16 protein-coding genes and 2 pseudogenes are annotated in these 26,071 nt (G+C 71.7%); 12 read left to right on the forward strand and 6 right to left on the reverse strand.

The genetic code is table 11. The features are described from left to right. Positions 1-7: 7 nt before the first annotated feature. The 5 genes and pseudogenes from ACFYNL_RS35495 to ACFYNL_RS35515 all read left to right on the forward strand — a co-directional run bounded on the left by ACFYNL_RS35495 (position 8) and on the right by ACFYNL_RS35515 (position 12,550). Positions 8-1,882, forward strand: coding sequence for a caspase family protein (locus ACFYNL_RS35495; protein ID WP_388811167.1), 1,875 nt, complete (start codon positions 8-10; stop codon positions 1,880-1,882). 20 nt (positions 1,883-1,902) lie between these two features. After that, positions 1,903-3,216: a hypothetical protein gene (locus tag ACFYNL_RS35500; protein ID WP_388811170.1), complete on the forward strand. Its 1,314-nt coding sequence runs from the start codon at positions 1,903-1,905 to the stop codon at positions 3,214-3,216. Between the two features lie 76 nt (positions 3,217-3,292). Then, positions 3,293-3,718, forward strand: coding sequence for a VOC family protein (locus ACFYNL_RS35505; RefSeq protein WP_388811172.1), 426 nt, complete (start codon positions 3,293-3,295; stop codon positions 3,716-3,718). Between the two features lie 137 nt (positions 3,719-3,855). Beyond that, positions 3,856-11,888 (forward strand): annotated as a pseudogene (locus tag ACFYNL_RS35510) (SDR family NAD(P)-dependent oxidoreductase). After that, on the forward strand, positions 11,885-12,550 hold the full coding sequence (locus ACFYNL_RS35515; protein WP_388811175.1) for a TetR/AcrR family transcriptional regulator: 666 nt from the start codon (positions 11,885-11,887) through the stop codon (positions 12,548-12,550). The pseudogene ACFYNL_RS35510 and the gene ACFYNL_RS35515 overlap by 4 nt, the downstream one beginning before the upstream one ends. Before the next feature lie 7 nt (positions 12,551-12,557). Here ACFYNL_RS35515 and ACFYNL_RS35520 read toward each other — a convergent pair. Both ACFYNL_RS35520 and ACFYNL_RS35525 read right to left on the reverse strand, forming a co-directional pair. After that, positions 12,558-14,260: pseudogene (locus ACFYNL_RS35520) on the reverse strand (carboxylesterase/lipase family protein). Continuing rightward, on the reverse strand, positions 14,257-15,501 hold the full coding sequence (locus tag ACFYNL_RS35525) for a choice-of-anchor Q domain-containing protein (RefSeq protein ID WP_388811177.1): 1,245 nt from the start codon (positions 15,499-15,501) through the stop codon (positions 14,257-14,259). Before ACFYNL_RS35525 ends, ACFYNL_RS35520 begins: the two are co-directional and overlap by 4 nt. A 757-nt stretch (positions 15,502-16,258) precedes the next feature. Here ACFYNL_RS35525 and ACFYNL_RS35530 point away from each other — a divergent pair. Continuing rightward, positions 16,259-16,933 (forward strand): esterase/lipase family protein, encoded by a 675-nt coding sequence (locus tag ACFYNL_RS35530; RefSeq protein WP_388811180.1) that lies wholly within the window; start codon positions 16,259-16,261, stop codon positions 16,931-16,933. A gap of 144 nt (positions 16,934-17,077) precedes the next feature. On the opposite strand, the gene ACFYNL_RS35535 is transcribed toward ACFYNL_RS35530, so the two are convergent. Then, positions 17,078-17,749 (reverse strand): DUF4232 domain-containing protein, encoded by a 672-nt coding sequence (locus ACFYNL_RS35535; RefSeq protein ID WP_388811182.1) that lies wholly within the window; start codon positions 17,747-17,749, stop codon positions 17,078-17,080. A 269-nt stretch (positions 17,750-18,018) separates the two neighbouring features. On the opposite strand from ACFYNL_RS35535, the gene ACFYNL_RS35540 reads away from it, so the two are divergent. Further along, the gene (locus ACFYNL_RS35540) at positions 18,019-18,789 is read left to right on the forward strand and encodes a hypothetical protein (protein WP_388811184.1); all 771 of its coding nucleotides are present in this window, start codon (positions 18,019-18,021) and stop codon (positions 18,787-18,789) included. Positions 18,790-18,974: 185 nt separating this feature from the next. On the opposite strand, the gene ACFYNL_RS35545 is transcribed toward ACFYNL_RS35540, so the two are convergent. Beyond that, positions 18,975-19,592, reverse strand: a complete 618-nt coding sequence (locus tag ACFYNL_RS35545) for a hypothetical protein (RefSeq protein WP_388811186.1) — start codon at positions 19,590-19,592, stop codon at positions 18,975-18,977. 407 nt (positions 19,593-19,999) lie between these two features. On the opposite strand from ACFYNL_RS35545, the gene ACFYNL_RS35550 reads away from it, so the two are divergent. Next, positions 20,000-20,191, forward strand: coding sequence for a hypothetical protein (locus ACFYNL_RS35550; protein ID WP_388811188.1), 192 nt, complete (start codon positions 20,000-20,002; stop codon positions 20,189-20,191). 341 nt (positions 20,192-20,532) lie between these two features. Continuing rightward, a complete protein-coding gene (locus tag ACFYNL_RS35555) occupies positions 20,533-20,958 on the forward strand; it encodes a VOC family protein (protein ID WP_388811190.1) in 426 nt (141 codons plus the stop codon). Positions 20,959-21,145: 187 nt separating this feature from the next. Here ACFYNL_RS35555 and ACFYNL_RS35560 read toward each other — a convergent pair whose 3' ends face one another. Then, complete coding sequence (locus ACFYNL_RS35560; RefSeq protein WP_388811193.1) at positions 21,146-21,397, reverse strand: hypothetical protein; 252 nt, start codon at positions 21,395-21,397, stop codon at positions 21,146-21,148. 228 nt (positions 21,398-21,625) lie between these two features. Between ACFYNL_RS35560 and ACFYNL_RS35565 the strand changes: the two genes are divergently transcribed. Both ACFYNL_RS35565 and ACFYNL_RS35570 read left to right on the forward strand, forming a co-directional pair. Continuing rightward, positions 21,626-22,078 (forward strand): hypothetical protein, encoded by a 453-nt coding sequence (locus ACFYNL_RS35565; protein ID WP_388811196.1) that lies wholly within the window; start codon positions 21,626-21,628, stop codon positions 22,076-22,078. 185 nt (positions 22,079-22,263) lie between these two features. Continuing rightward, positions 22,264-23,214, forward strand: coding sequence for a serine hydrolase (locus ACFYNL_RS35570; protein ID WP_388811198.1), 951 nt, complete (start codon positions 22,264-22,266; stop codon positions 23,212-23,214). Positions 23,215-23,329: 115 nt separating this feature from the next. On the opposite strand, the gene ACFYNL_RS35575 is transcribed toward ACFYNL_RS35570, so the two are convergent. Beyond that, positions 23,330-23,899 (reverse strand): DUF6328 family protein, encoded by a 570-nt coding sequence (locus tag ACFYNL_RS35575; RefSeq protein ID WP_388811201.1) that lies wholly within the window; start codon positions 23,897-23,899, stop codon positions 23,330-23,332. A gap of 156 nt (positions 23,900-24,055) precedes the next feature. Here ACFYNL_RS35575 and ACFYNL_RS35580 point away from each other — a divergent pair, with 156 nt between their 5' ends. After that, on the forward strand, positions 24,056-26,065 hold the full coding sequence (locus ACFYNL_RS35580; RefSeq protein WP_388811204.1) for a protein-arginine deiminase domain-containing protein: 2,010 nt from the start codon (positions 24,056-24,058) through the stop codon (positions 26,063-26,065). Positions 26,066-26,071 lie beyond the last annotated feature (6 nt).

Below are 26,071 nucleotides of genomic sequence, written 5' to 3' on the forward strand. Positions count from 1 at the left end.
AACCGGCATGACGAGGCGTGCGCTGCTGATCGGTGCCCAGTCCTACGACCTGACCGGCGTGGCCGAGGACGTGACCGTCATGGAACGGCTCCTGGCCGACCGCGGCTTCACCGACCTGCGGGTCTGCCGCGAGACCGCCGAAACGGGCTACCACGGCATGAACGAGGCGCTGACGAAACTGGCCGAGGAGACCGGGACGGGAGACGCGGTCGTCGTCTACTACTCCGGCCACGGTGCCCTCCTGCCCCTGCCCCCGGCCCTGCGCGAGCACCACCCCGGCCGACCCGCCCACCTGCAGTACCTGGTGCCCAGCGACCACGACGCCGGCACCGCCACCGACTTCCGGGGCTATCTGGCCGAGGAACTCACCGCGGTGCTGCGGAGCCTGACGCGGACCACCCCGAACGTCACCTGCATCCTGGACTGCTGCCACTCCGGCGGGATGGTTCGCGCCCCGGGCAGACGGCGGATCAAGTCCGTGCGGTGCGACGTACCCGTCGAAGCGGGCGTGGAGCGGGCGGCCGGCCTGCTCACCGCACCCCGCCTGCCCGATCCGGACGTCGTGCGGCTGGTCGCGTGCCAGCGGCTGGGCGTCGCCTACGAGAACGAGCGGCAGGGCCTGTTCACCGCCGCGCTGGCGCAGGTGATGCAGGACTTCCGCGCGCGTCCCGTCCCCTGGTCGGTGCTGATCACCCGGATCCGCGACCACGTCCAGCTGGCGGAGGCGCTCCAACATCCCGACGCGGGCGGGCCGTCGGACCGGCTGCCCTTCTCACTCGACACACCCCCGCAGCCGGAGCGGCTGCGGCTTCGGGCGCACGGCGCCGAACTGCGCGTGTGCGGTGGCGCCCTGTTCGGGCTGCAGCCCATGGACCGCGTGCTGATGGTGTTCCCCGCCGACGGGACACGTCCCGGCGGGGAGGCCGAAGCGCGGGTGACGGCGGTCGACGGCGCCGACGCCGTGCTGGAGTCACCGCCCGCAGCGCCCGCGTCCCCGCTGCCGCCCGGGGCGTACGCGCTCCCGGTACGTGTCCACCGGCGTCAGCGCGTACGCATCGACATGGGCGGGCCTCTGGCCGATGCCCTCCGTGAGCGCCTCGCGTCGTCCCCACGGCTGAGGGAGGCCGACAGCCGGAGCGAGGCTCTGGGCCTGGTCCGGGCACGCGAGGGGAAGGTAGAAGTGGCCGACAGCGCGGGGCGGCTCCACCGCCGTCCGCAGGAGGTGCCCGGCCCGGCCGAGACACCGGCCGCCGCCAGGAGGATCGTCGCTCTGCTGGAGACCCTCGCCCGGGGCGAGCGGCTGCGCGCACTCACCGACCCGGGGCCCGACGGCTTCCCCTCGGCGGACCTGAGGGCCCGCATGGAGGTGGAGACCGAGCCGGGCAGCCACGACTTCCGTGCGTTCCGGTCCGGCGACGCGCTGCGTGCGGGGGACCGCTACCGCGTCGACGTCGCCGGCAGCGCCCGCACGCAGTTGTACGTCTGGCTGCTCGGTGTGGGACTGAGCGGTCGCACCACCCTGGTTAGCCACGACCAGCCCAGCGGCATCCCCATGGAGCCGGCCCACGGACACGACGGCGTACTCGCATGGCGGTCCCCTCCGGTGGACGTCTGGTGGCCCGAGGACGTGCCGCCCGAAGGCAGCCGACCGGAGAGCGTGCTGCTGCTGGTCGGCGACCGTGAGATGGACCTGAGCCCGCTGGGCGGTGCCGCACGCCGCCGCCGGTCGGAGCCCGCCGCACTGAGCGCCTTGCTGGACGAGGTCTGTGAGGGCGTCAGGGACTCACGCCTGTCGGTCACCGCGAAAGCGCTGCGGTACCGGGTGTTCGGCTGGCACACCACCGTCGAGCCGCCGACGTCAGGCGAGGACGAGAGCCGTTGAACACGGGAAGGAGCGGGCCCGTGGGCGCCCACCCGGCAGAACCACACGAGGTCTCCCACCGCCAGGTGCCGCACGACCTGCTGGCCACCATCGAGTTGGTGGCCGGCGGAGCGCTGAAGCCCAGGGACCGGCGACTGCGCGCAGGCGTCGCGCTCGGCCGCCCCCTGGCCTACGCCCTGCCCCGCGCCGCCGAGTCACCTCCGACGGGCGACATGACGGCGTTGCTGCTCTGCTTCCCGTTCGACCTGGAGGACATGCCGGCCGGGTGCGGCTACCGGCGGATCGAGCTGGCAGTCACCTTCGAGGACGAGCACCTGCGGGCCCTGGACCTGCAACCGGGACCCGGTTGGGTCGGCCCCGACGGAGCACGGGTGACCGCGTTCGGGCTCGGCCGCAACCGGCTGCGCTGGATCTTCCAGGCGCCCGACGCCGACGGAACGCTGTCCCCGGACGGCCGGTGGACGCAGGCCGTGCTCGCCTCGCCCGCACCGTTCACGCAGCTGTCGGGCCGCATCCAGGTACGAGGGGTGATCGAGCACCCGTTGCTGAGCGGGACCCGGGCCGAGGGCGAAGTGCAGACCCGCGACGACGTGCCCTTCCAGCTGTCCCGTGCGGACGTCTGGGCCGGAGCGCCGCTCGGACCACGGACGTCACGACCGGGCGCCTGGGCACTCACCGGCGTCGCGGACGCCGCCCCCGCCGACGACCCGCTGCCGCCCGGCCGCCGCAACCTGTGCCTGGCCGTGGACATCGAGAAGTACAGCACCCGCAGCAACGCCGACATGATCCGGCTGCAGCGCGCACTGCTGCGTGTGATGCGCGCGGCGTGCGAACGGGCCGCGGTCGACTGGGACGCGTGCGGCCGGCAGGCACAGGGGGACGGCTATCTGCTCGTCCTGCCCCCGGACACCGACGACACCCGTGCCGTCCCGCGTCTGCTGGACGGTCTCGCCGAGGCGCTGGCCGCGGTGAACCGGGAACAGCACGGCAGCGACTCCCAGCCGCAGGTGCGCACCCGCATGCGCGCCGCCCTGCACCACGGAATCGTCCACGAAGGCGAGAGCGGCTACGCGGGGTCCGCCGTCGTGGAACTCTTCCGCATCCTCGACTCCGACCCCTTGCGCGCACACCTCGCCGACGACCGGGCCACCGACCTCGTGGTCGCCCTGCACGACCGGATGTACCAGGACCTGGTCGCGCAGGGGTACGAGGGTCTGTCCCCCGTCGGATTCGTGCGTACCGAGGTGCGCGTCAAGCAGTTCGCCGGCGTCGCCTGGATCAGATCGCACGCACACGCCGGACCCGCTCCCCACGACCGCACCAGGGCTTTGTGAAGCGCGGCTCGGGCGGTGCCCGCGACGACGGAAAACTCATGAGCAGCAGGCCACCCCTTGTTGCTATGGTGCGCCGATGTCATCGATCAAGCAGTTCCAAGTCACCTTCGACTGCGCGGAACCCGAGCGCGTCGCCCGCTTCTGGTGCGAGGTGCTGGGGTACGTATCGCCACCGCCGAAGGGGTTCGCCACTTGGGACGATTACGATCGCTCGCGACCGCCCGAGGAAAAGGGTTCGTGGTTCGCGGCCAGCGACCCGTCGGGCGTCGGCCCCCGCCTGTTCTTCCAACGCGTTCCCGAAGGCAAGGTCGCCAAGAACCGGGTGCATCTCGACGTGCGGGTCGGCACCGGACTCGTGGGGGAGGAGCGCCTGGCCACGCTGGAGGCCGAATGCACCCGACTGGTCGCGCTCGGCGCGGTACGCGTGCGCCTGCTGTACGACGGCAACGATTCATGCATCGTGATGCAGGACGTCGAGGGCAACGAGTTCTGCCTCGACTGAACGGCTGCGCCACCAGTTCCGTGACGCACCCCCGGCCATGGTGTCCTGACGCTTCGACAGACGGCGTCCTGAGCACGGCCCGCCCGCCCACGTAGGCTCAACCGCACTGAGCCACGCAGGACTTGGAAGGCGGGACCATGAGGCGTGAGGAGCTGATCCGGCCGCTGCCGGAGCTGTTGAGAGAGCACGCCGAGAGGGCCGCGCAGCGGATCGCCTACTGCGATCCCTCGCGCAGCGTCACCTACGCCGAACTGGAGCGTCGCAGCCGCGCGCTGGCCGGGTACCTCACCGGGACAGGACTTCGCCGTGGCGACCGCGTCGCGATCTGTCTCGGCAACCGCGTGGAGACGGTGGAGAGCTGCCTGGCCGTGCTGCGCGCCGGGATGGTCGGCGTCCCCCTGAATCCGCGCTCCTCCGATGCCGAGCTGGCCCACTTCCTCCAGGACAGCGGTGCCGCCTTCGTCATCACCGACGCCACGCACCTCGTACGACTGCGGCGCCTGGGACCGCCGTACGACGGCCTGGACGTCCTGGTCACCGGAACCGGCGGCACGATCCCCGACGGTGCTCCGGCGTTCCACAGCGCGGCCGAGAACGACGGGGCCGCAGCACCCGGGGAGATCGACACGCTCGGGCTCGACGACCCGGCCTGGATGCTGTACACCTCCGGCACCACCCACCGGCCCAAAGGGGTGCTGTCCACGCAGCGGGCCGCGCTGTGGTCCGTGGCCGCCTGCTACGCGCCGATCTTCGGCCTCTCGCCCGACGACCGGCTCCTGTGGCCGCTCCCGCTGTTCCACAGCTTCAGCCACTCGCTGGCGATCCTGGGCGTGACGGCCGTCGGTGCGAGCGCCCGGATCGCCGGTGAGCTGCCGGGGCCCGGCGGTCTGCGGCAGGAACTGCTCACCGGGTACGAGGACCTCGGCGGGCCGTTCACCATGCTGGCCGGAGTGCCCGCCACGTATCACGGCTTGCTCGACCCGGCCGGTGAAGCCCCGCCGGCGCTGCGGATGTGCGTCGTGGCCGGCGCCCCGAGCGGCCCCGCACTGCGCGTGGCCGTGGAGGAGACCTTAGGGGCGCCGCTGCTCGACGCGTACGGCAGTACCGAGACCTGCGGCATGATCGCGGTGAACCGTCCCGAGGGCCCCAGGGTCGACGGCTCCTGCGGCCCTCCCGTCCCCGGCATGGACGTACGGGTCGTCGACCCGGGAAGCGGCGAGGACGTGCCGGACGGCGCCGAGGGCGAGGTCTGGGTGCGTGGGCCGAGCCTGATGACCGGGTATCACCAGCAGCCCGAGGCGACCGCCGCCGCGCTGCGGGACGGCTGGTACCGCACCGGGGACCTCGGCCGCCTTGTCGAGCACGGCCATCTCCGGCTCACCGGGCGGGTCAGCGAGCTGATCATCCGTGGCGGGGAGAACATCCACCCGGCCGAGATCGAGCAGGCCGTGTCGCAGTGCGCCGGCGTGGCGGAGGCCGTGGTCGTGGGCGCGCCGCACGATGTGCTCGGCGAGGTGCCGGTGGCCTTCGTCGTCCCGGGCCCCGGGTTCGACGCCGGGCGGGTGCTCGCCGAGTGCCGGACCCGGTTGGCCGACTACAAGGTGCCGACCGAGATACGCGAGATCGCCACGGTCCCGCGCACCGCGTCCGGCAAGATCGCCCGGCACCACCTGGTCGCCCCCGCGCCCGCGGCCCCGGTCGCGGGCGACACCGCCCGTCCACGCACGGACGGGCGCCGCCCCACTGCCCTGGGTGAGCGGCTCCTGTCCCTCTCGCCCGGTGACCAGGAGCGGGCGATACGGGAGTTGGTGCTCTCCGAGACGGCCGAGGTGTGCCGGCACGGACACGCGCCGGGCGATCCGCCCGACGCGGACAGCCCCTTCACCGATCTCGGCATGACGTCCGTCGGCGCGGTCGAGCTGGTGGACCGACTCGGTGCGCTCGCCGGCCTGACCCTGCCGGCGACGCTGGTCTTCGACCACCCGACACCGGCCGCGGTGGCCCGGTATCTGCGCGTCGCTCTCCTCGGAAACGGTCCCGGGGGACGTACGCGGGCGTACGCCGGACAGGACCGGCCCGCACCGGACGATCCCGTCGTGATCGTCGCCATGGGCTGCCGGTATCCCGATGACGTCAACTCACCCGAAGACCTGTGGAAGTTGGTGGCGCAGGGGCGGGACGCCGTCTCTGAGTTCCCGGCCGACCGAGGCTGGGACCTCGACGCCCTGTACGACCCCGATCCCGACCGGATCGGCACCTCGTACACCCGCCACGGCGGATTCCTGCACGGGGCCGCGGAGTTCGACGCCGCGCTGTTCGGTATCTCACCGCGCGAGGCGCTCGCGATGGATCCGCAGCAGCGGCTGCTTCTGGAGACGTCCTGGGAGGTGTGGGAGCGCGCCGGGATCGACCCGGCGTCGCTGCGCGAGAGCGACACCGGGGTGTTCGTCGGCGTGATGTACGCCGACTACTCCGCCCGACTCACCCGCCACCACGAGCTGGAGGCGCACCTGGGCCTGGGCTCGGCGGGCAGCGTCGCCTCCGGTCGTCTGTCTTACGTGTACGGTCTGCGCGGCCCGGCGATCACGGTCGACACCGCGTGCTCGTCCTCGCTCGTGGCACTGCACTGGGCGGCGCGTGCGCTGCGCTCCGGCGAGTGCTCGCTGGCGCTGGCCGGCGGAGTCACGGTGATGGCGACGCCCAAGCCGTTCCTGGCGTTCAGCCGGCAGCGCGGCCTGTCACCGGACGGGCGCTGCAAGTCCTTCTCGGCGGCTGCCGACGGCACGGCCTGGGGCGAGGGCGTGGGGCTGGTCCTGCTGGAGCGGTTGTCCGACGCCCGCCGCAACGGCCATCCGGTCCTGGCCGTACTGCGTGGCTCCGCGGTCAACTCCGACGGCGCCTCCAACGGGCTGACCGCGCCCCACGGCCCCGCGCAGCAGCGGCTCATCACGCAGGCGCTGGCGGACGCGGGGCTGCGCGCCGGTGACGTGGACGCGGTGGAGGCCCACGGCACGGGCACCCGGCTGGGCGACCCCATCGAGGCACAGGCCCTCCTGGCCACGTACGGCCAGGACCGCGAGGAGCCGCTGTGGCTCGGCTCGGTCAAGTCCAACCTCGGGCACACGCAGGCGGCGGCGGGAGTCGCCGGCGTCATCAAGATGGTGCAGGCCATGCGGCACGGCGCACTGCCCCGGACCCTGCACGTCGACGCACCGACCCCGCACGTCGACTGGGACTCGGGCCGGGTGGAGCTGCTCACCGCGCCCCGGCCCTGGCCGGCCTCGGAGCGTCCGCGGCGCGCGGGGGTCTCGGCCTTCGGGATCGGCGGGACCAACGCGCACGTGATCCTGCAGGAGGCACCGGAGAGCGAGCCGGCGCTCTTCTCGGAGGCCGCCGCGCCGCCGCCCGTGCCATGGCTGCTGTCCGCCGCCGACGAGAACGCGCTGCGCGCCCAGGCCCGACGACTCGCGACCGAGGTGGCCGACCGGCCGGAACTGTCGTCCGCGGACGTCGGCCACTCACTGGCGGTGTCGCGCTCCGCCCTCGCGCATCGGGCGGCGGTGCCGGCCGGTGACCGGACGCGGATGCTCACGTCGCTGAGGGCGCTCGCGCAGGGCCGGGACGCACCGGGAGTCGTACGAGGACTGGCGGACCCGGAGGTCCGTACGGCCTTCCTGTTCACCGGACAAGGTGCCCAGCGCCCCCGCATGGGCGCCGAACTGCGGGCCGCCTTCCCCGTCTTCGCCGAGGCCTTCGACGACGTCTGCCGGCACCTGGACGACCTTCTCCCGCAGCCGCTGAGCGCGGTGCTGTCCGCCGAGGCGGGCTCACCGCGAGCGGCACTGCTGGACCGCACGGACTTCACCCAGGCCGCACTGTTCGCCTTCGAGGTCGCGCTGTTCCGGCTGCTCGATGCGTGGGGGGTGCGGGCCGACCGTCTCGTGGGCCACTCCGTCGGCGAGCTGACGGCCGCGCATGTCGCCGGCGTACTCGACCTGCCCGACGCGGCCACGCTCGTCGCCGCACGCGGCCGGCTGATGGGGGCGCTCCCCGCGGGGGGCGCGATGGTGGCACTGGACGCGACGGAGGAGGAAGTCGACACGGCACTGGCCGGGTTCAGGTCACTGGTGGCCGTCGCGTCCGTCAACGGCCCCCGCTCCGTGGTCGTCTCCGGCGCGGAGGACGCGGTCCGCGTGGTCGCGGCCGGCTTCGAGGCGCGCGGCCGCAGGGCCGTACGGCTGAGGGTGAGTCATGCCTTCCACTCGCCCCTGATGGAGCCGATGCTCGACGAATTCCTCGGCGTCGCACGCGGGGTGACCTTCCGGCCGCCGCGCATCCCGATCGTCTCCACCGTGACGGGCCGGCCCGCCGAGCCTGCGGACCTGTGCTCGCCCGAGTACTGGGCCCGGCACGCCCGGCGGCCCGTACGCTTCGCCGACGCCGTGCGCCGGCTCGCGGACGACGGGGTCACGGCCTACCTGGAACTCGGTCCCGGCCCCGCACTCACCGCGGCGGCCGGGGACTGCCTGGCCGACGTGACCACGGGCGTGTCCACGGGCGACCCTGTTCTCGCCGTGGCCGCACGAGGCGGCGCGTACGAACCGGAGACGCTTGTGGCGGCCGTGGCGCGACTGCACGTGGCCGGCGCCGCCGTCGACTGGGCGGCGGTCTACGAGGGCTCCGGCGCACGGCGCGTGGACCTGCCGACGTATGCCTTCCAGCGGCAGCGGTACTGGCTGGACGCACCGCCCCCGGCGGCCGACACCGGGGCGCTGCTGAGCCCCGCGTTCCCGGTGCCGGACACCGAACGGACGGTGCTGACCGCCCTGTTGTCCCTCGGGACCCACCCGTGGCTCGCGGATCATGTCGTCGCCGGGCGGGTGATCGTACCCGCGACGGTGTTCGTGGAGATGGCCGTGCGGGCGGGCGACGAGGTGGGCTGCGGTGCCGTCGACGACCTCGTGATGCAGGCGCCGCTCGCCCTGCCCGGTTCCGCGGGGGTGCGGGTCCAGGTCGTGGTGGGCGCCCGGGACGACTCGGGCGTCCGGCCGCTCGACATCTACTCCCGCCCGGAGGAGCCCGCCGACGAGGACACCCCGTGGACCCGGAACGCCTCCGGCCGGCTGGGCCGCGCACGTCCCGCGCAAGGCGAACCGACACCGTGGCCGCCCGAGGACGCCGAGGCACTGGACCTCACCGGCGCCTACGCCGCCCTCGCCGACTCCGGGCCTACGGGCCCGCATTCCAGGGAGTCACCGCACTGTGGCGGCGCGGCTCCGACGTCTTCGCGGAGGTCCGGCTGCCGGCATCGCACACCTCGAATGCGGATCGCTTCGCACTGCACCCCGCGTTGTTCGACGCCGCGTTGCACGCACCCCTGTTGGCCGCACCGGGCGCCGACACGAGTGCGGTGCGCGTGCCGTTCGCGTGGAGCGGCGTGAGCCTGCACGCCTCGGGAGCCACTCGGCTTCGCGTCAGGGTGACGTCGACGGGCCCGGACACGGTCTCGCTGACCCTGGCCGACCCGTCCGGCCGGCCCGTGGCGCACGTGGACTCACTGACCACCAGGGAACTCCCGGCCGCGGCCGTGACCGACGGCACGACGCACGACCTCGTACGAAGGGCTCTGCTGCGCCCCGACTGGGTCGCCGTCGACGTCCCCGGCGACGACGTCGAGCGCGCCTGGGTGGTCCGCGGGCCGGACGAGCTGAATCTCGCCGAGTTCCTGCCGGGCGGCGCCGGGAACGCCGAACTCGTCGTCGTCACGGCGGTGGCCAGTACCTCGGGAACCGATCCGTTGCCCGCCGTGCACGAGTCGACCGGCCGCGTACTCGAGCTGCTCCAGGACTGGCAGGGCGATCCGGGTACGGCGGGCGCACGGTTGGTCGTCGTGACACGGGACGCCACCGGGCCGGTGCCGGATCTCGCCGGTGCAGCGGTCTGGGGGCTGGTCCGTACGGCACAGTCGGAGCTGCCCGGCCGTGTCGTGCTGGTGGATGTGGACGGGCGGCCCGAGTCGCTGCGGATGCTCCCTTCGGCCGTCGCCACCGGTGAGCCGCAACTCCGGGTGCGCGGCGGGCAGGTGACGGTTCCACGACTGGCCTCGGCCGGTGATACCTCGGCCACGCGGGCGGCCGTCTTCGGTGCGGACGGTACGGTGATGATCACCGGAGGTACCGGCGCCCTCGGCGCCGAACTGGCACGTCACCTGGTCGCCGAGCACGGCGTACGGCATCTGCTGCTGACCGGACGCCGAGGGCCGCAGGCGCCGGGAGCCCGGGAACTGAGCGCCGAGCTGGCGCAGTCGGGTGCGGAGCGGGTCCGCATCGTCGCCTGTGACGCGGCCGACCGTGTCGCGCTGGCCGAGGTGGTCGAGCGCTGCGAGCCGCCGCTGACCGCCGTGGTGCATGCCGCCGGGGTCCTCGACGACGGGGTGCTGGACTCGCTGACGCCCGAGCGGATGGCGGCCGTGCTGCGGCCGAAGGCCGACGCGGCCTGGAATCTGCACGAACTGACCCGGGACCTGGGTCTTTCGGCGTTCGTCGTGTTCTCCTCCGTCTCCGGTCTGCTGGGGCGGGCGGGCCAGGGCAACTACGCGGCAGCGAACTCCTTCCTCGACGCCTTCGCCCGTCGCCGCGCCGCCGAAGGACTGCCGGCGCTGTCATTGGCGTGGGGCCCGTGGGAGCACGCCGACGGCATGGCGGCGGAGCCGACCCGAGCCCGCCCGCGGCCACGCGATGTGTTCGTGCCGCTGTCCACTCGGCAGGGCCTCGCCCTCTTCGACGCGGCGCTGCGCTCGACGGAGCCGGTCCTGGCGCCGGTCCTGCCGGACCGGGCGGCGCTGCGGTCCGGCGCGGGGCACCTGCCGCCGCCGCTGCGGGGACTCGTCCGTGACAGGCGCCCGACCGCCGCGGCGGGGCCCTCCGACTCCGCCGGCCCGGCCGGGCAGATGCCGGAGCCGGGAGCCTGGCGGCCGCGGCTGGCCCGCCTGTCCCCGGACGAGCGGGAGGCGGCGCTGGTGGGACTGCTGCGGGGCGAGGTGGCCGCGGTGCTCGGATACCCGCACGCCGACGCCCTCCCGGACGGCAAGATCCTCGCCGATCTGGGGTTCGACTCCCTCACCGCCGTGCAGATCCGCAACCGGCTGAGCACGGCGCTGGGGCTGAAGCTGTCGGCGGCGGTCGTGTTCGAGCACCGCACGGCCCAGGAACTGGCACGTCACCTGCTCGGCCTGCTGGACGGCGAACCGGACGCCGCAGCCACCCCCGAGACCCCCGGAGCCTCGGGGGCCGCGCGGCCCGCGTACACCCTCTCCTCGCTGTTCCGTACGGTCAGCGCCGCGGGACAACCGGTGGCGGCCATGCACCTGCTCGTCACCGCGTCCTGGGCACTGCCCACCTTCACGGCCGCGCAGGGCCGCGAACACGCCCTGCCCCCGATCCGCCGCTCCCACGGCCGCCCCGGCTCCAAAACGCCGACGGTCGTCTACTTCCCGGCCTACCATCCCTCGCCCGCCTCGGACGGCGGAGACTTCCCACGCTTCCACCGCGCCTTCCACGACGCCCTGGACGTCCTCGAGTTCCCGCACCCGGGTATCGGCGCCGGGACCGCCGTACCGCAGGACCGCGCCGCGCTGGCCCGCACACAGGCCGACAGCGTGCTGCGGCACGTCGGGGACGGGCCCTTCGTCGTCGTAGGACGGTCGGCGGGCGGCAACGTGGCGCACCTGGTGGCCCACCGGCTGGAGGCCCTGGGGCGGGCTCCGGCCGGGCTGGTGCTCCTGGACACCTACCACATCACGGCGGACAACAGCAGCAAGGACTGGCTGCTGTCCCTGGCCGCCCCGCCGCAGCCGAGCACCGGAGAACCGGTCGCCGGCCCCGGGGGAGACGACACCGCGCTGGCCGCGATGGGGGCCTACAACCGGATCTTCCTCGGCTGGCAGCCCGAGCCGGTCAGCACGCCCACGCTCCTGGTGCGCGCGCTGCGGCCCACACCCGCCATGGCGGCTTCCGCGGACGCGGACGACTGGCGGACGTCCTGGCCGTCGCCGCACGACGTCGTGGACGTCCCCGGCGACCATGTGACGATGATGCAGGACCATGCGGACACGACCGCGTCCGCGGTCCGCGCCTGGATCGACGCACGAACGACCGAGGGGGACCGGTGAGTTCGGCCAAGCCCGCACGAGACGTCGACGCACCGGTCAAGGACCGCGGCGCACGGTCGCGTGACGCGATTCTCGACACCGCCGGCGAACTGATGTCGAGGTACGGCTACGCCGCCACGTCCATCTCCATGATCTCGGCCGAGTGCGGTCTGCCGCCCAGCTCGATCTACTGGCACTTCGGCAGCAAGGACGGGATCTACGTCGCGGTGCTGGAACGCGCCAGGACCGCGCTTCTGGCCGCCCTGCCCCCGGCCGCGATACCGGGCGCCGACGTCGTACAGCGCCTGGACGTCTTCCTCGCCCATGTCGAGGAGGCCTTCCGACGCCATCCGCACGGTCTGAAACTGCTGTTGGGGCTGGGCATGGTGCAGCAGGACGCCAGCGCGGCGGCCGTGGCCGAGGTGCACCACTACCGCGACGCGCTGGTGGTCTGGGCTCGCGATTCACTGAGCGCCGTGTTCGGGCTGCACGACCGCCCGCAGGCCGCGGACGAACTGGCGCGCTTCACACTCCGCATGGCGAGCGGCACCGCCGTCGCCCGCTGGTTCGAACCGGGCGCCGTCCTGGAGACCGGGCCGTTGCGGGTCGCGTTGCTGGCGCTCGCGGCTCACCACGGCGTTCCAGGAACGCGGCCCTCGGGTGAGGGTGGCAGCCCCGGGTAGCTCGGTGTCATCGCCCGGCGCCCCGGGAAGCGGGGGAGGGGAGCCAGAAGCCGCAGTGGTGGTCGGTCGCGAATCCCGCGGTGGGTGCGACCCGGTCCGGCGCCAGCACCTGCACCCGGTCCCCTTCCGCTTCCGTCGTGTGACGGGGCCAGGCGGGCAGGCCGGGCACATGGGGGTCGCCGGTGGCCGCGAACCGGGCCCAGTAGGCCGTCATCGTGGCGGACAGCCGCTGTTGGGCGGGCGTCAGGCGCAGGGAGTCCAGGGGAAAGAGGTAGGCCAGTTCCGAGGCGTGGAACGCGCCCTGCGGCGTGTGCGGTGCCGGGATGAACGGTGGTGCCTGGGGGTCGTGGAACTCGTAGGCGTAGACGGGTGCCCGGGTGCTGTACAGGCGGCTGTCGGCCCGTGCCGGGCAGGCGAACCGTTGGTCGGTGTTGACGGCCGAGTACGCCAGGTTGGGGGACGGGTACGCCGACGCCGGATACGTGGCCAGGACGGCCGGTGCGCGGCCGCCGTACTGGAGGCCGACCGTAGTGGCGTACGAGGCGGCGGTGAGGGGGCCGCCCCCGAGCAGGTCCACGTACAGCGCCGTGAAGTACCGGTACTCGTCGTGGGTGGTGCCGTTCAGGGTCGGGACCGCGTTCACCCGGCCCTCGGCCCACGCCCGGTGCGGAGGGCGCGGCAGGATACGCGGCCCGGTGTTCGGGCTCCACAGGGAGCCGGTCCCGGTCCCGGCGGCGCGGAGGAGTGCGGTGGTGGGCAGGGCGCGCAGACAGGCCGCCGCGGTGGCCGGCTCCGCGCAGCCGACCGAGGCGGCGAAGTCGCGTCCCCTGTGCTCGGCCGCGCCCAGCGTGAGCGGTGTCAAACCGCCTTCCGAGGCGCAGCTCCCGCTCTGCTGAACAGCCCGCTGGAACAGGTCGGCGGCGGTCGGGGAGGCGATGTGGGCGCAGGTGTCCACCGCCCCGGCGGACTGACCGCCGAGGGTCACCCGGTCGCGGTCGCCACCGAAGGCGCCGATGTTGCGCCGGACCCAGCGCAGCGCGGCCTGCTGATCCATCAAGCCGTAGTCGCCGGAGGCGCGGTCCCCGCTCTCCTCCGACAGGGCGGGGTGGGCGAGGAACCCCAGTGCGCCCAGGCGGTAGTTGACGGTCACCACGAGCAGGCCGCGTGCGGCCAGCGCCGAACCGTCGTAATCGCTGCCCGCGCCGAAGGCGTTGCCCCGCCGTGCAGCCACACCAGCACCGGCAGGGGCCGGCCGCCGGTGCGGGCCGGAGTCCACACGTTGAGGTACAGGCAGTCCTCGGTCGTGCTGCCGGTGCGGTTGGACTCGCCGGGCAGGACGGGGCCGCCGTCGGGCAGCAGCGTCAGCGGGAGTTGGGCGCAGGGAGCGGCCGGAGCGGTGGCGTCCCGGACACCGGTCCAGCGCTCGCCGGGGCGCGGGGGACGCCACCGCAGCTCTCCTGTCGGCGGGGCGGCGAAGGGGATGCCGTGGAAGACCCGGCCGCCGGCACGGTGGAGGGCACCTCGTACCCAGCCGTGGTCGGTGCGCACGGTCAAGGAGCCGTGAGCGGTGTCGGCGCGGGCCGCGGGCGGGGGAGAGAGGAAGGAGGACGACAGCAGAGCCAGAAGCACGGTCAAGGCGCGGGCCAGGGTGTTGCGTGGACTCGGTGATCTCATCGCATCTCCTGATGCCGGTGTGGGCGGCGTGGTCATGGCGTGTGCTCGTAGGCGCCGATGTCGCAGGCGGCGCCCTGGGGGCGGGCGACACCGCGCTGATCGGTGGCCGGGCAGTCGGCGGCCGCGTCGAGGGCGGGGCTTCCCGGCAGCAGAGCGGCGGTGTCCGTGGGGCCGCCGTTGTCGGCGAGGGGACCGATCAGTGAGGGACGGCTGGGCAGGTCTCCCGGGGCGGTGAGTCGGCAACTCCCGTCACCGTCGAGGTTGTGGCCCTTCGACGCGATGGTGGCGAAGGCCCTCTTGCAGTCGGCGGCCTCGCCGCCGACGGTGTTGCCTGCCACGACGGAATTGCGCAGCGTGAGCCGCCCCAGCGGCAGATCCACGATGTCGGGGATGGGGGAGGGCAGGCTGTCGAGGTACGCGGGGGCGATGTTGATCCCGCCTCCGCCGTCGCTCGAAGTGTTCCCGTGAATGGTGGAGTTGAGGATCTCCACGACTCCGAGCCCGCGGATGTCGATCCCGCCGCCGTACCCGGCGAGGCTGCCGGGGCGGTCGCCCGGGTTCGTCACGCGGTTGCCGACGATGGTCGAGTTGGTCACGGTGCCGGTGTCGTCGAACCTGATGCCTCCGGCCTCCCCTGCGGCGTTCCCGCTGACGGTGCTGTCGATCAGATCCAGGTGCGAGCCGGGCGTGTTGAAGATGCCGCCGCCGTAGCCCGCGGAGTTCCCGGTCACGGCGACCCGTCGCAGCGCCATACGGTGTCCGTTGGCGATGCCGCCGCCCCCGGTGTCGGTGATGGGCAGTTCACGCTGCTTGGCCACGCCTCCGGTGATTGTCAGATCCGACAGTTTCGTGTCCGCCCGCATGCGCAAGGCGCGGTCCAGGCGATTGGCGTCGATCACGGTGGCCCGAGCGCCGGAGCCGCGGATCGTGGTCGGCGCGTCGACGTTCAGGTCGCCGGTGGTCGGGTCGGGGTTGTCGCCGACGATCAGACGGGGATCGGGCGGGATGGTCAGGCGGTAGCGGCCCGGAGGCAGCGTGATGGTGCTGCCGGGGCGGGAGTTGGCGGCCATCACCGCGGCGCGCAGGCTGCAGACACCCGACGCGGTGCGGCACAGGCCGTCCGACGGGTCGGCGTCGACGGCGTCGGCCGTGGAGTCCACGGCGAACTCCGCCGGTCCGTCGTCCGTGGGCGCGTCGGCTCTGGCGGTGGGGGCGGTCAGGACTGCGGCCGTGGCGAGGACGAGGGTCAGTGCCGCCGGCCTGGTTCGGATGTTCATGCGGTAACTCCTCTCGGCGAGCAGGGAACGAAGGACGGAACCACGAGCGAAGGCAGGGACGAAGGACGGAACCACCAGCGAAGGCAGGGACGGAGGACGGAACCACGAGCAAAGGCAGGAACGAAGGCAGGACGCATCGGCTGCTGATGTGGAAGCGGGGGGTGGGAGGGCTTGCGGAGCACTCGCAGCTACGAGGACTTCCCACTGATGCGAGGTGCGGCCCGCGCGGAAACACGGCCGGGCGCGTTCCGCTGGGGTGCTGGAGCGGCGAGGTGGGCCGATGCAGGGGAGTGCGGCATGTGAGCGGTGCCTGTACGACGGGGTCGCCGCCGTCGGCCGTGTGTACCGTCCGCGCTCCGCGCTCTGTAGGGAGCGTTCCATTCAAGGAGTTCCGTGTCCACCGGCCGGCAGGACAATGACCGGATAGGGACGGCGCCGCAGCGGCTCTCGCTCAGGTGGAAGCCGCCGCGGCACAGCCGAGTCCGCGCCATGACGGCGACGTGCGGGCGGCCGGGCCGAAAACTCGGCGCACACCTCTTGACCACTCGTACCTACTGGTCAGTACGCTCACGCCACCCTCAACGACACCCGGTGTCCTCCCCGTGCGGCCGTGGCGAACCGGCCCCTTCGGCACGCCCCCGTATGCCCGCAGGCACCTCCCGTGACCCGGGAGCTGCGCCAGGCGGGTCCGCTCAGAACGCGCCGTCGAGCGCCTCCCCGAACCCCACCTTGAGAGTCCCTCGTGAAGAAGTTCCTCATGACCGCTGCCACGACCATGGCCGGCGCCCTTCTCGCCGTACAGGCCCCAGGCCCCGCCCAGGCGTCCAGCAGCTCCACCTTCACCTCCGCCGGCAACCCCGTCCTTTTCGTGCACGGCTACACCGGTGACGCAAGCAACTGGAACGTCATGGCCGACCGGTTCAGAGCCGACGGCTGGCCCTCCTCCCACCTGGACCAGTGGTCCTACGACTGGCGCCAGTCCAACATCACGACAGCGCGGCAACTGGCGGCCGAGGTCGACCGACTGCTCGCGGCCACCGGCGCCACCAAGGTCGACATCGTCAGCCACTCCATGGGCGGGCTCTCCTCGCGCCACTACCTGAAGAACCTCGCGGGGACCTCCGAAGTCGACGCCTGGGTGTCGTTGGGCGGCCCGAACCACGGGACGGACAGCGCCAACAGCTGCTTCGACGCCTCCTGCACCGAGATGCGCATCGGCTCCAGCTTTCTCAGCGCCCTCAACTCCGGTGATGAGACGCCCGGTTCACCCCGCTACGCCACCTGGTGGTCGCCCTGCGACATGGTGATCAACCCCGACAGCTCCGTGTCCCTGTCCGGCGCGGCGAACACCAGGACCGCCTGCCTCAGCCACACGGACCTGTTCCTCGATGCCGTGGTCTACGCCCAGACCAGGGACATGATCAATAGCTGACGCCTCGTCAAGCCCGAGCGTCGAAGCGGCCCGCAGGACGGCCAGGAGGTCGGGCGGGCGGCCGGGTGCGTAGTCGCGGACCCGGCCGCCCGGCGCGTCGTACGCCGTGTCGACCTGGCGTCGGATCCCGGGGCGCAGGCTCCGTCAGTACGTGAGTGCGTCCTCGGCGGTGCCGAAGAAGCTGGTGACCTGACCGTCGTTGACCGTGACGGGGCCACCGTTGATCGGCACCGTCGTGGGGCTCTCGGCGGCGGTGAGCGCGATCTCCACCTTGTCGGCGCTCTTGCCGCCCGCGGTGTCGGCGCGCGAGAACATGATCCCGGCGTACGCCTTCTCGCCGGGCTTGAGGAGCCAGTCCTTGCCGTCGGGACCCATGTGCTCGGCGGCGCCGTCGAGCCCCGGGATCGTGATCACCAACTCGTTCGCCGGCAGCAGGCAGGGGTCACCGCCCTTGTTCACCGCGGTCAGCAGGGCGTGGTTGACGGGCTTGGACGCGACGGTGACCGTGAAGGTCAAGTCGGTCGTCTCGCACATGCCCACGCCTCCGTCCTGGTCGTCGTCGACGCCGGGCTCGGACGACGGCGGGGTGCTGCCCCCGCTGCCGGCGGAGCCCCCGCTGCTGTCGCTGCCGCCTGGGGTTGCCGTCGCAGGAGTGGCGGAGCTCTTGTCCGTACCCGCTGAGGACGCTTCCGCGGCTGGGCTGGGAGCGGCCGTGCCCTTGTCGGCTTCGCCCTTGCATGCCGTCAAGGCCAGGATGCCGAGTGAAAGAGTGGCCAGTACGGCGGTGGTACGGACCGAACGAGTCGCGTAAGCCATGAGAAGTCCCCCGGGAGTCGGAATGTTCCGGTGATCATGTCTCATGTCAGCCACGCTTTGGCTTGTTCACACCGAGTGGGAGCCGTTTCCTGACACGCCTGTGACACTGCGACGGCAACGAGGACAAGGCGACACCTGGGCGCGGCGGGCCGGGCCGTCGGAATGCACCTAACGCGCATCCCCCGATCGGCGTACGGACCTGACTTTCCGGCTGCGCCGCGGCGCTGGCTCATATCAACTGGTGCCAGTCCATCGGTGTGAGGAGCGGTATGGGAGCCCTGCGTCTCAAGAACGGCAACACGACCATCGATCCACGTCTTGACCGGGTCCCGCAGTTCGACGAGCGCAGCAGGGAGTATCCGATCCGCGCGTTGGTCGCCGAGCGAGCGCCGTTGCGCTCGGCCGGATGGGCCTGTCCTGGCTGGCTCGACCAGGGCCGCGAGGGCGCCTGCGTCGGCTTCGCCTGGTCGCATGAGCTCATCGCCACCCCCGTGCAGGTGCCCGGTGTGGACGACGGCTTCGCCCGCACGGTGTACCGGGAGGCACAGCGGCTCGACGAGTGGCCCGGGGAGGACTACGACGGCACGTCGGTGCTGGCGGGTGCCAAGGCCATCGCCGCCCGTGGATACATGGAGGAGTACCGCTGGGCGTTCGGTGTCGACGACGTGCTGCGCACGCTGGGCTACTTCGGCCCCGTCGTGATCGGAGTCAAGTGGTACGACTCGATGATGGAGCCGGCTCCGAACGGGCTGCTGGAGGTGTCCGAGGGTGGCTCCGGTGGCCATGCGATCCTGGTGCGCGGTGTCTCGCTGAAGGCGCGCCTGAACGGCCACAACGGCACGATCCCCGTGGTGCGGCTGCGCAACTCGTGGGGACGCGACTGGGGAGTCGACGGCGACTGCTACCTCCGCGTCACGGACCTGGAGAAACTGCTGGACGACGACGGCGAAGCGTGTGTACCGGTCACGCGCACGGCCGGCCCTCTGAGGGCTCCGGAGGCGGACCTCGACCTTCTTCGTGAGACCGGCGAAGTGGACTGAACCGCTGCACGAGCGCTGCCGCGCTGACCTGCGCCGCTCACCGCGCGCGGGTCAGCTGTCGCGGGTCGGCTCTGGACGCTGTTGCCGCAGTCCGGCAAGAGCATGTCGGGCCCGTATATGCCGCGGTGCCAGGGTGTCTGCCCGGGTGGACAACGCCCCGGCCCGACGCCTGCGGCTCTCGCACGTCAATACCGCTGTGCCTTGGCCAGACGGGGGGTGAGCTGTACGTCGGCAGGCTGCCGGCTGAAGGCGATGGGTTGTTCCTTATCGCCCGGGTCGAGGTTCTCCGCGCCCACGAACCTTGTCTCGACGACCTTGCCGGACGAGTCCTCGAAATCGATCTGCACGGCGTACGAAGCCCTGCTGTCGGTCTTGTTGGTGATCGTGACGAGCACGGCGAGCAGCCCGCTCGTCTCGTCCCTGGGCAGGCCCTTCATACCGACTTCTGCCACCGCGTTGCCGCGCCCCTCGACGTTCTCCAACGCCTTCTCAGCAGCGGCATTGGCCCGGGCGACCTCGGCGTCGACGGACGCCTCGAACTCGGAGGCGCGGGCACGTGCCGAGGACGCCGCCACCGAAGCCGAAGCATATGCGGAGGCGATCGCGGAAGCCGCCTGGGAGGCCAGTGCCGACGGCGGGACTCCGGAGAACGACGCGGCATCGGGGCTGCTCGTCGTCGGCGTAGGCGAGGGGCCGGTGTCCTGGCTGTCGCCGCACCCGATGAGTGTGACGGCGGACAGAGCACAGCCGAGGGCAGCCGCGACGGCTCGGTGGCCGCGGCGGGGGTGATCTCGCAGCAGCATCCTGTCACCCTCCGTCCGGCCCGGTCGATCATGTTCATCGTCCGTGCCATGCGGGGCGGCGCGCGAGTCTGATTGCTCCGTTCGTACGACGGTGACGCCGGTGGGGCCGGTGCAGCCGCCGGGCACCGGGTCCCGGGCAAGCCGGCGGCCGGCTCATCGGCTGTCACGAGCAGTCCGCGAGGACGACGCTCTCGACCTGGGCGACCCACCAGGTCGTTCACGGCCGTGAGCGCAGCCAAGGGAGCCCATGAAGAACGGCGTCAGGCCGCCCCCGGTCGTCCCCGCATGGCTCGGGCACTGGCGTTCGCGATGTCCCCCATGGGAGTGAACTGACGGGGTGTTGTATGTACGGATCGAAGGTGCGGGCATGCCCTGAATGGAGTATTCACGTCTTGCAGGAGGCTCCCATGCGCAGCCGCCGGATCAACGCCCTGATGGCCGCCGCCGCCCTCGTGGCGGCTCTGCTGACGCTGGCCGCGGCACCCGCCGCTTCGTCCCAGGAGAGGATCTGCGCCGTGGTCGATGTCGCTGACGTCAACGTTCAGGTCGGCACCGGGAGCGGACCGCAGGATGACTGCGTCCGCGTCGATGTCCTGTGACGGCGCAGGAGTTCGCGCGCCCTGCGCGATGAGAGGTCGACGTCGATCCTGAGAACGGTGGCGCTCCCCGGGCCGGTGCCCAGCAGCCCTCCGACGCCCCGTCAGGTGGAGCTCAGGCTCTTCACGGACGACGGTGATCGGCGTTGTGGTGATTCGCATGGAAGTACTAAGGTCAGTCAGGTGACTGCCGGGTCGGCCATGGGCCATACACGAGTGAGGCACCCGGCCTCGGCGTGAGCACGAGGCGGGCAAGAGCCCCGCCCCCTCTCCCAGTCTTCTCTCCCCGCGCCCCCCTGATGCGGCGCTCCACAACGGATCCAAGACTCGGAGACACATCCCACATGCCACGTGATGAGCAGCACCGGCCTGAACTCGAATCGTCGACCACCGTCCAGCTGAACCACATAGCCGTCTACGCCGCGGACCGTCAGCTGTCGGCCGAGTTCATCGCCGCGATCCTGGGGCTGAAGGTCGGCGCCCCCTTCGGGCCGTTCTTGCCCGTCGATCTGGGCAACGGCGTGACACTCGATTACTACGAGAAGCGCGACGAGCCCGTCCAGCCGCAGCACTACGCCTTCCTTGTGCCCGACGATCAGTTCGACACCATGATCGCCCGCCTGGATACGGTCGGGGTCACGTACTACGCAGACCCGAGCCACACCGAGCCCGGCCGGATCAACCGCCTCTTCGGCGGTCGCGGCGCGTACTTCGACGATCCCGACGGCCACAACATGGAGATCATGACTCGCCCGTACGTCCGGCCTTAGCGGGCCGCCGAGCGGCGTCGGGTGTTCCGCCCCCACGGGGTGTTCTACGCCAGTGACTCCCCAGCCCCCTCGCCACGGACCAAGGCCGGATTGTCGCCACGGACCAAGGCCGGGTCGCGAGACAACTGGGGAGTCATGTCGGGGGAGGCCCTGCTTCGCCGACGTCGAGCGCCCGTCGGCGAAGACCTCAGGACGTGAGCTCGCCGAACACCTGGCTGGACGGATACTGGTTGGCGTCGCACCGCTCAGCCGCGTCCGCGTGGGCCGTGAGGCGAGCCACCACTCCGTGGAGAAGCGAGTCCTCTTCGGTGTTGCACGAGCGGTTGTTGACGCTGGAGCTGCCGGTGGGAGCCAGGTCGGTGGCGTGGGCGACGGTTGCGCCTGTCAGGGCGAGGAGACCGGTGAGCAGAGCCGTGGCGGCGAGGTTCCGTGTGCGCATGAGTTGCCTTACTGCGGAGCGGTTGGGATACCTCCATCACACCGAGCGCGCACGCCGGATGCCTGCGGGGTTGCTCCGTTCGGCTCGCCGCGTGTACGACGCGGGGTGTGTCAGGTCCCCCGGCTGGCCGTATGCCTTCGGTTTCCCCGCCTTCCTCGCCTTCCTCGCCGGCGGCCCCGGCTTCCTCTGCGTCCATGATCACCAGCGGTGGCCGGGTAGCCTCCCGATGTGGCTGAGACCTGGGACGAGCAGCGGTTGATCGCGGACGGCTTCGAGCGTGTCTACGTGGACTTGGAGTGGTGTGACGGGCCCCGCAAAGGACTCGCGGTCATCGATGACGTTCCGCACTACTTCGAAGGTCGCGACTACGACCCCGACGACGAGGCCGACGAATACCTCGTGTGGGTGGCGAGCGAGGCGGCGGTGGTGATGGAGCGGGAGCAGTGGGCGATCTTCGCCAGGTGGAACGAGGCTTTCGAAGCCGGAAAAGTCGAGTTGCGCAGCCATCCGGGAAACGGGGGGATCGACGCCCGCTACGACGAACTGGACATCCTCCTGGCCCCACACCGTCAGATGCCGGAAGGTGTCCGGCGGTTGACAGGTGAGGTGCGATTCGACGCCGGAGACCGCTACCGGGTCGACGGGGTCGACTTCTGGTTCCGATGGCGTCCCACGGGATGAGACCGAACTCGATGGGCGACGCGGCCGGCCGTCCGGTCGCCTGAGCCGTCGGTCACGTGACGTGACTCTCTCCTCGCCACGCGACACGCCGCTCCTCAGGTTGAGCCGACGAATCATGAAGAGTTCCCATATTTTCGGACTGTTCTCCGCTTCCTCTCCCACGGAAAGGCCGCGGCCCGCCCGCCATGCCCGAAGGACAGCCCCACCGGACGTACGACCTGCGCGCGCACGCCCTGAAGATCTGCACCGCGACCGCAGTCCTGGCATCGCTCGCCGCCTGTTCGCCCACCGACATCACCCGGACCGCGCAGTCACCGTCCGTACGTCCGGCTGCAGTTGCGCCGGGGCCGCCGGCGCCCCGCGAGCACCTGAGGGACACCCTCGTGCGCGCACTCAAGCCCGTCCGCCCGGGCCGTCACACGCGACTTGCCGTGGCAGTGCTGGACCTGGACAGCGCCGACCGGGTGATCGCGTCGTACGGGCAGAGGGCGACGTTCGACACGGCGAGCATCATCAAGGTGGACATTCTCGCGACGCTGCTGCTCCAGGCACAGGACGAGGGCCGCGCGCCGTCGGTCGAGCAGCGCCGGATGGCCGAGGCGATGATCCGGAGCAGCGACAACGGCGCGACGCACGCCCTGTGGCAGGCGATCGGTGCGGCGGAGGGCCTCGACGAGGCCAACGAGCGGCTCGGTCTTTCCTCGACGCGGGGCGGGCACGGCATGCGCTGGGGGCTCACCCAGACCACCGCAACGGACCAGGTCCGCCTGCTGCGTGCCGTCTTCGGCGGAGGCGCGTCCGCCTCCGCCCGTTCGCCCCAGGGGTTGAACCATGCCTCCCGCGCCTACATCAAGAGCTTGATGGGCTCGGTGGAGGAGGAGCAGGACTGGGGGGTCTCCGCGGCCGGCTCGCCAGGCTCGCGATGGGCGCTCAAGAACGGCTGGCTGCAGCGGACCACCACCGGCTTGTGGGTCATCAACAGCATCGGTCAGGTCACGGTGCACGGGCGTCGGCATCTGGTGTCCGTCCTCAGTGACGGCAACGTGTCCATGGAGAGCGGGATCTCGCTGGTCGAGCGGGCGGCCAGAGCGGCGATCGGCGCGGCCAGCGCTCATGCCCGCCCTTGGCCCATGTGAGCAACACACCAGTTGCTGAACGCCGTCCTGGCCCGCCCTGGCCGCCGGAACCCCCCGAGGCATGCGCGGGCATCGCCGGTGCATGAGTGATGTCACGGCCCCGTACGCCGGTGTTCTAGCTCTGGCGTGTGCGGGCGCGCCGGTCGGCACGGCGTCGCAGGCGTAGCGGCAGCACGTACCAGCACAGGCCGAACCACAGCATGACCCCGCCGACGAGTACTTCGGCGAGAACACCGGGAACGACGAAACGCAGGATCAGCAGGAGTGTGCAGCCGATGGTCAGGGCGAGGAGGACCATGCCGCACATCATCAGGCGGCCGGCGGTTTCCACCACCTCGTCCTTCATACGTTGACCGGACAGGAAGCGGTGAATGGAGACGGGCGCTATGAGCGATCCGGTGGCCGCCGCGCCGAGGACCACGGTGGTGACGTAGATGGCGCGGTCCAGCGTCTCCAACTCCCTGAACAAAGGGGTGAAGGCCACGCTGAGCAGAAACCCGAAGAGGATCTGCACGCCGGTCTGGGTGACCCGCGTCTCCTGCAGAATCTCGTTCCAGCGTCGGTTGACCCGTTCCCGTGCCGTCTCGGGCGCTTCGGCGCCGGGCTTGTCATGCCGGCTGTCGTGCCGTGCGCAGCAAGTGGTGTTCATGCCTTCCGACTCGGCGGGCCGCTCCGTGATGGTCATGCATCCTCCCCATGTCAGAGGAACCGTTTGCCCGCTTGCGTGCCTTCAATGCACATGCAGGCAGAGAGGAGAAGGGGAGAGCTGCGGCCGGCATCCCCTCTGCCCGTGTCTCTTGTGTCGGTGGAATGAACGTCCAGCCGCTTCTTCATCTCTTGCATGGTGCACACCCCCCAATGCGAGGAGGAACGCGCTGTGCGCTCATACCGACGTATACGTACGAATCCTGCCGGACCCGTGATCTTGGTCCTGGCCGCGGTCGGAACGGTCCTTGCCGTGCCGCCGTCACCGGCCTGGGCGGCGGGACCGGCGGCTCGGGCTGATCTGCGCGCTGATGTCAACCGTGACGGGCGGGTCGACATCGCCGGAGGCACGGACGCGATAGGTGAGGACAGGTGGGTGGTGGGCCGGGGGGCGGTCTTCCTGCCCAACATCGACGACGACAGCAGGCGTTGCCCCGTGACCGGGCCTGGCGGCAGACCCCTGTCGGACGCGAAGCTGGCCGCGTGCAACGATGCCTCCGACTCGCGGGTCAACGGTGCTGCCGACGCCGCCGATCTCGCCCGGGTCCGGTCGGTACCGATGCGGGATCTGCCCTCGGACGCCAAGGGCAGCGTCAAAGTCACGACGGGAGCCGCGTCCACCCGTGTCTACCTCAAGCGGGCGGGCGACTGGGTCATGGTCACCCCGCAGACGAGATTGTCGGCCGCCGAGTTGCGCTCGGGCGTGGAGTTCGGGGTCGAGGCCACCGACGTGATCCGGGACAGCCGTACGTGGGACGGCAGAGCGGTCGTCCGCCTGACCGTGGCGTGGGGCGGGCAGACCACGTCCGACGCGGTCACCCTGCGCGTGGCACCGCTTCTGACCCACCATCACGTGCAGCAGGCCCAGCAGGTGATGGTGACCAAACTGGACCGTGATCAGGACTGGAGCGGGCTGCAGGGCAAGTTCGTCACCGATCTGAAGCGCGAGGTGGAGAAGGCCGGCATCACCCGGCCGCTGATCACGTTCGACAAGTACGGGGATTCCTGGGCGCAGGACTTCGTCGAGCCGGCCTATGTGAGCATGGCGGCAGCGGGCGGGCGCCGGCATGTGATGCGGGTGATGCTGCGCTCCGCGCAGCCGGGCCGTGAGGCCGGCCGGGAGCTGTTCGAGAAGGTGCGAGGACGCGACATCGGGGTCGTGCAGGCCTTCGACAGGTCGGCTCCGGCGGACTGGTCGCTGAACTCCATGGGGAACCTGGAGACCATCCCGCCCTACGCCTTGGGCGACCGTTCGTTTCCTGCCGGACGGATCATCATGGGGTGGCGCAAGGACACCGGGCAGCGGCCCTCACCGGCGATGCGTACGCTGCTGAAGTCCCAGGGACTGCAGGACCCGCTCCTGCTGGACACCTCCTGGCTGGAGGTCGGGCATGTCGATGAGTTCGTGCAGTTCCTGCCTGCCGACACCCCGCGCGGCTGGCGGATCGGCGTGGCCGACCCCGAAGCCGGGCTGCGGCTGCTGCGCGATGCCCAACGTGCGGGTCATGGCAGCACCAGGATGTTCTCCGTGCCGGGCCTGGGAGGCTCCCCGCCGCTTGAGGAGACCATCGACCAGGCTCTCGCCTCCCGGCACCTGGTGGCCGACAACACCCTGGCGGCCGAGCGGATCGCGGCCAACCTTCAGATCCTCAAGCGTGAGACCGGCGTCTCGGACGACGAGATCGTACGGGTGCCGGCCCTCTACACACGCGGCTCGATGGCCCGCACACAAGATGGGCAGAACGTCCCTGTCCCGCGGCTGACACGCATGGGTGGCACCGCGCCTGTGCCGGATGCGCTGAAGGAGAACGGCCAACAGCGGTGGGTGGCCGGCCAGGCGAACGCTCCGGCCGCGGGCGCGCGGGCGAGCGTCGCGACGAGCGCGTACGTGCCCGGCGCGGTCAACGGCATCCTCCTCGGCCGCGACCGTTACCTCGCTCCGCGCCAGTGGGGACCTGTCATCGGTGGCAAGGACATCTTCACCCAGGCCGTCACAGCGGCCTATGCGCGGGCTGGGCTGAAGGTGTTGTACATCGACGACTGGTACACGTACCACCTCGGTATGGGGGAGGTGCACTGCGGCACCAACACCCTGCGTGACGCCTCCGCCGCTTGGTGGCGGCATGCGGTACCGACGACGCCGTAGCCGCGG

Origin of the sequence: Streptomyces sp. NPDC007808, assembly GCF_042868655.1 — a bacterium.
Lineage (GTDB): Bacteria > Actinomycetota > Actinomycetes > Streptomycetales > Streptomycetaceae > Streptomyces.

Coding starts and splice junctions, on each gene's coding strand:
- ACFYNL_RS35535 (WP_388811182.1), bottom strand. CDS start 17,749: ATGGCTTACGCGACTCGTTCGGTCCGTACCACCGCCGTACTGGCCACT.
- ACFYNL_RS35580 (WP_388811204.1), top strand. CDS start 24,056: ATGGTGCACACCCCCCAATGCGAGGAGGAACGCGCTGTGCGCTCATAC.
- ACFYNL_RS35525 (WP_388811177.1), bottom strand. CDS start 15,501: ATGAACATCCGAACCAGGCCGGCGGCACTGACCCTCGTCCTCGCCACG.
- ACFYNL_RS35560 (WP_388811193.1), bottom strand. CDS start 21,397: ATGCGCACACGGAACCTCGCCGCCACGGCTCTGCTCACCGGTCTCCTC.
- ACFYNL_RS35495 (WP_388811167.1), top strand. CDS start 8: ATGACGAGGCGTGCGCTGCTGATCGGTGCCCAGTCCTACGACCTGACC.
- ACFYNL_RS35545 (WP_388811186.1), bottom strand. CDS start 19,592: ATGCTGCTGCGAGATCACCCCCGCCGCGGCCACCGAGCCGTCGCGGCT.
- ACFYNL_RS35575 (WP_388811201.1), bottom strand. CDS start 23,899: ATGACCATCACGGAGCGGCCCGCCGAGTCGGAAGGCATGAACACCACT.
- ACFYNL_RS35530 (WP_388811180.1), top strand. CDS start 16,259: ATGACCGCTGCCACGACCATGGCCGGCGCCCTTCTCGCCGTACAGGCC.
- ACFYNL_RS35505 (WP_388811172.1), top strand. CDS start 3,293: ATGTCATCGATCAAGCAGTTCCAAGTCACCTTCGACTGCGCGGAACCC.
- ACFYNL_RS35570 (WP_388811198.1), top strand. CDS start 22,264: ATGCCCGAAGGACAGCCCCACCGGACGTACGACCTGCGCGCGCACGCC.
- ACFYNL_RS35555 (WP_388811190.1), top strand. CDS start 20,533: ATGCCACGTGATGAGCAGCACCGGCCTGAACTCGAATCGTCGACCACC.
- ACFYNL_RS35550 (WP_388811188.1), top strand. CDS start 20,000: ATGCGCAGCCGCCGGATCAACGCCCTGATGGCCGCCGCCGCCCTCGTG.
- ACFYNL_RS35540 (WP_388811184.1), top strand. CDS start 18,019: ATGGGAGCCCTGCGTCTCAAGAACGGCAACACGACCATCGATCCACGT.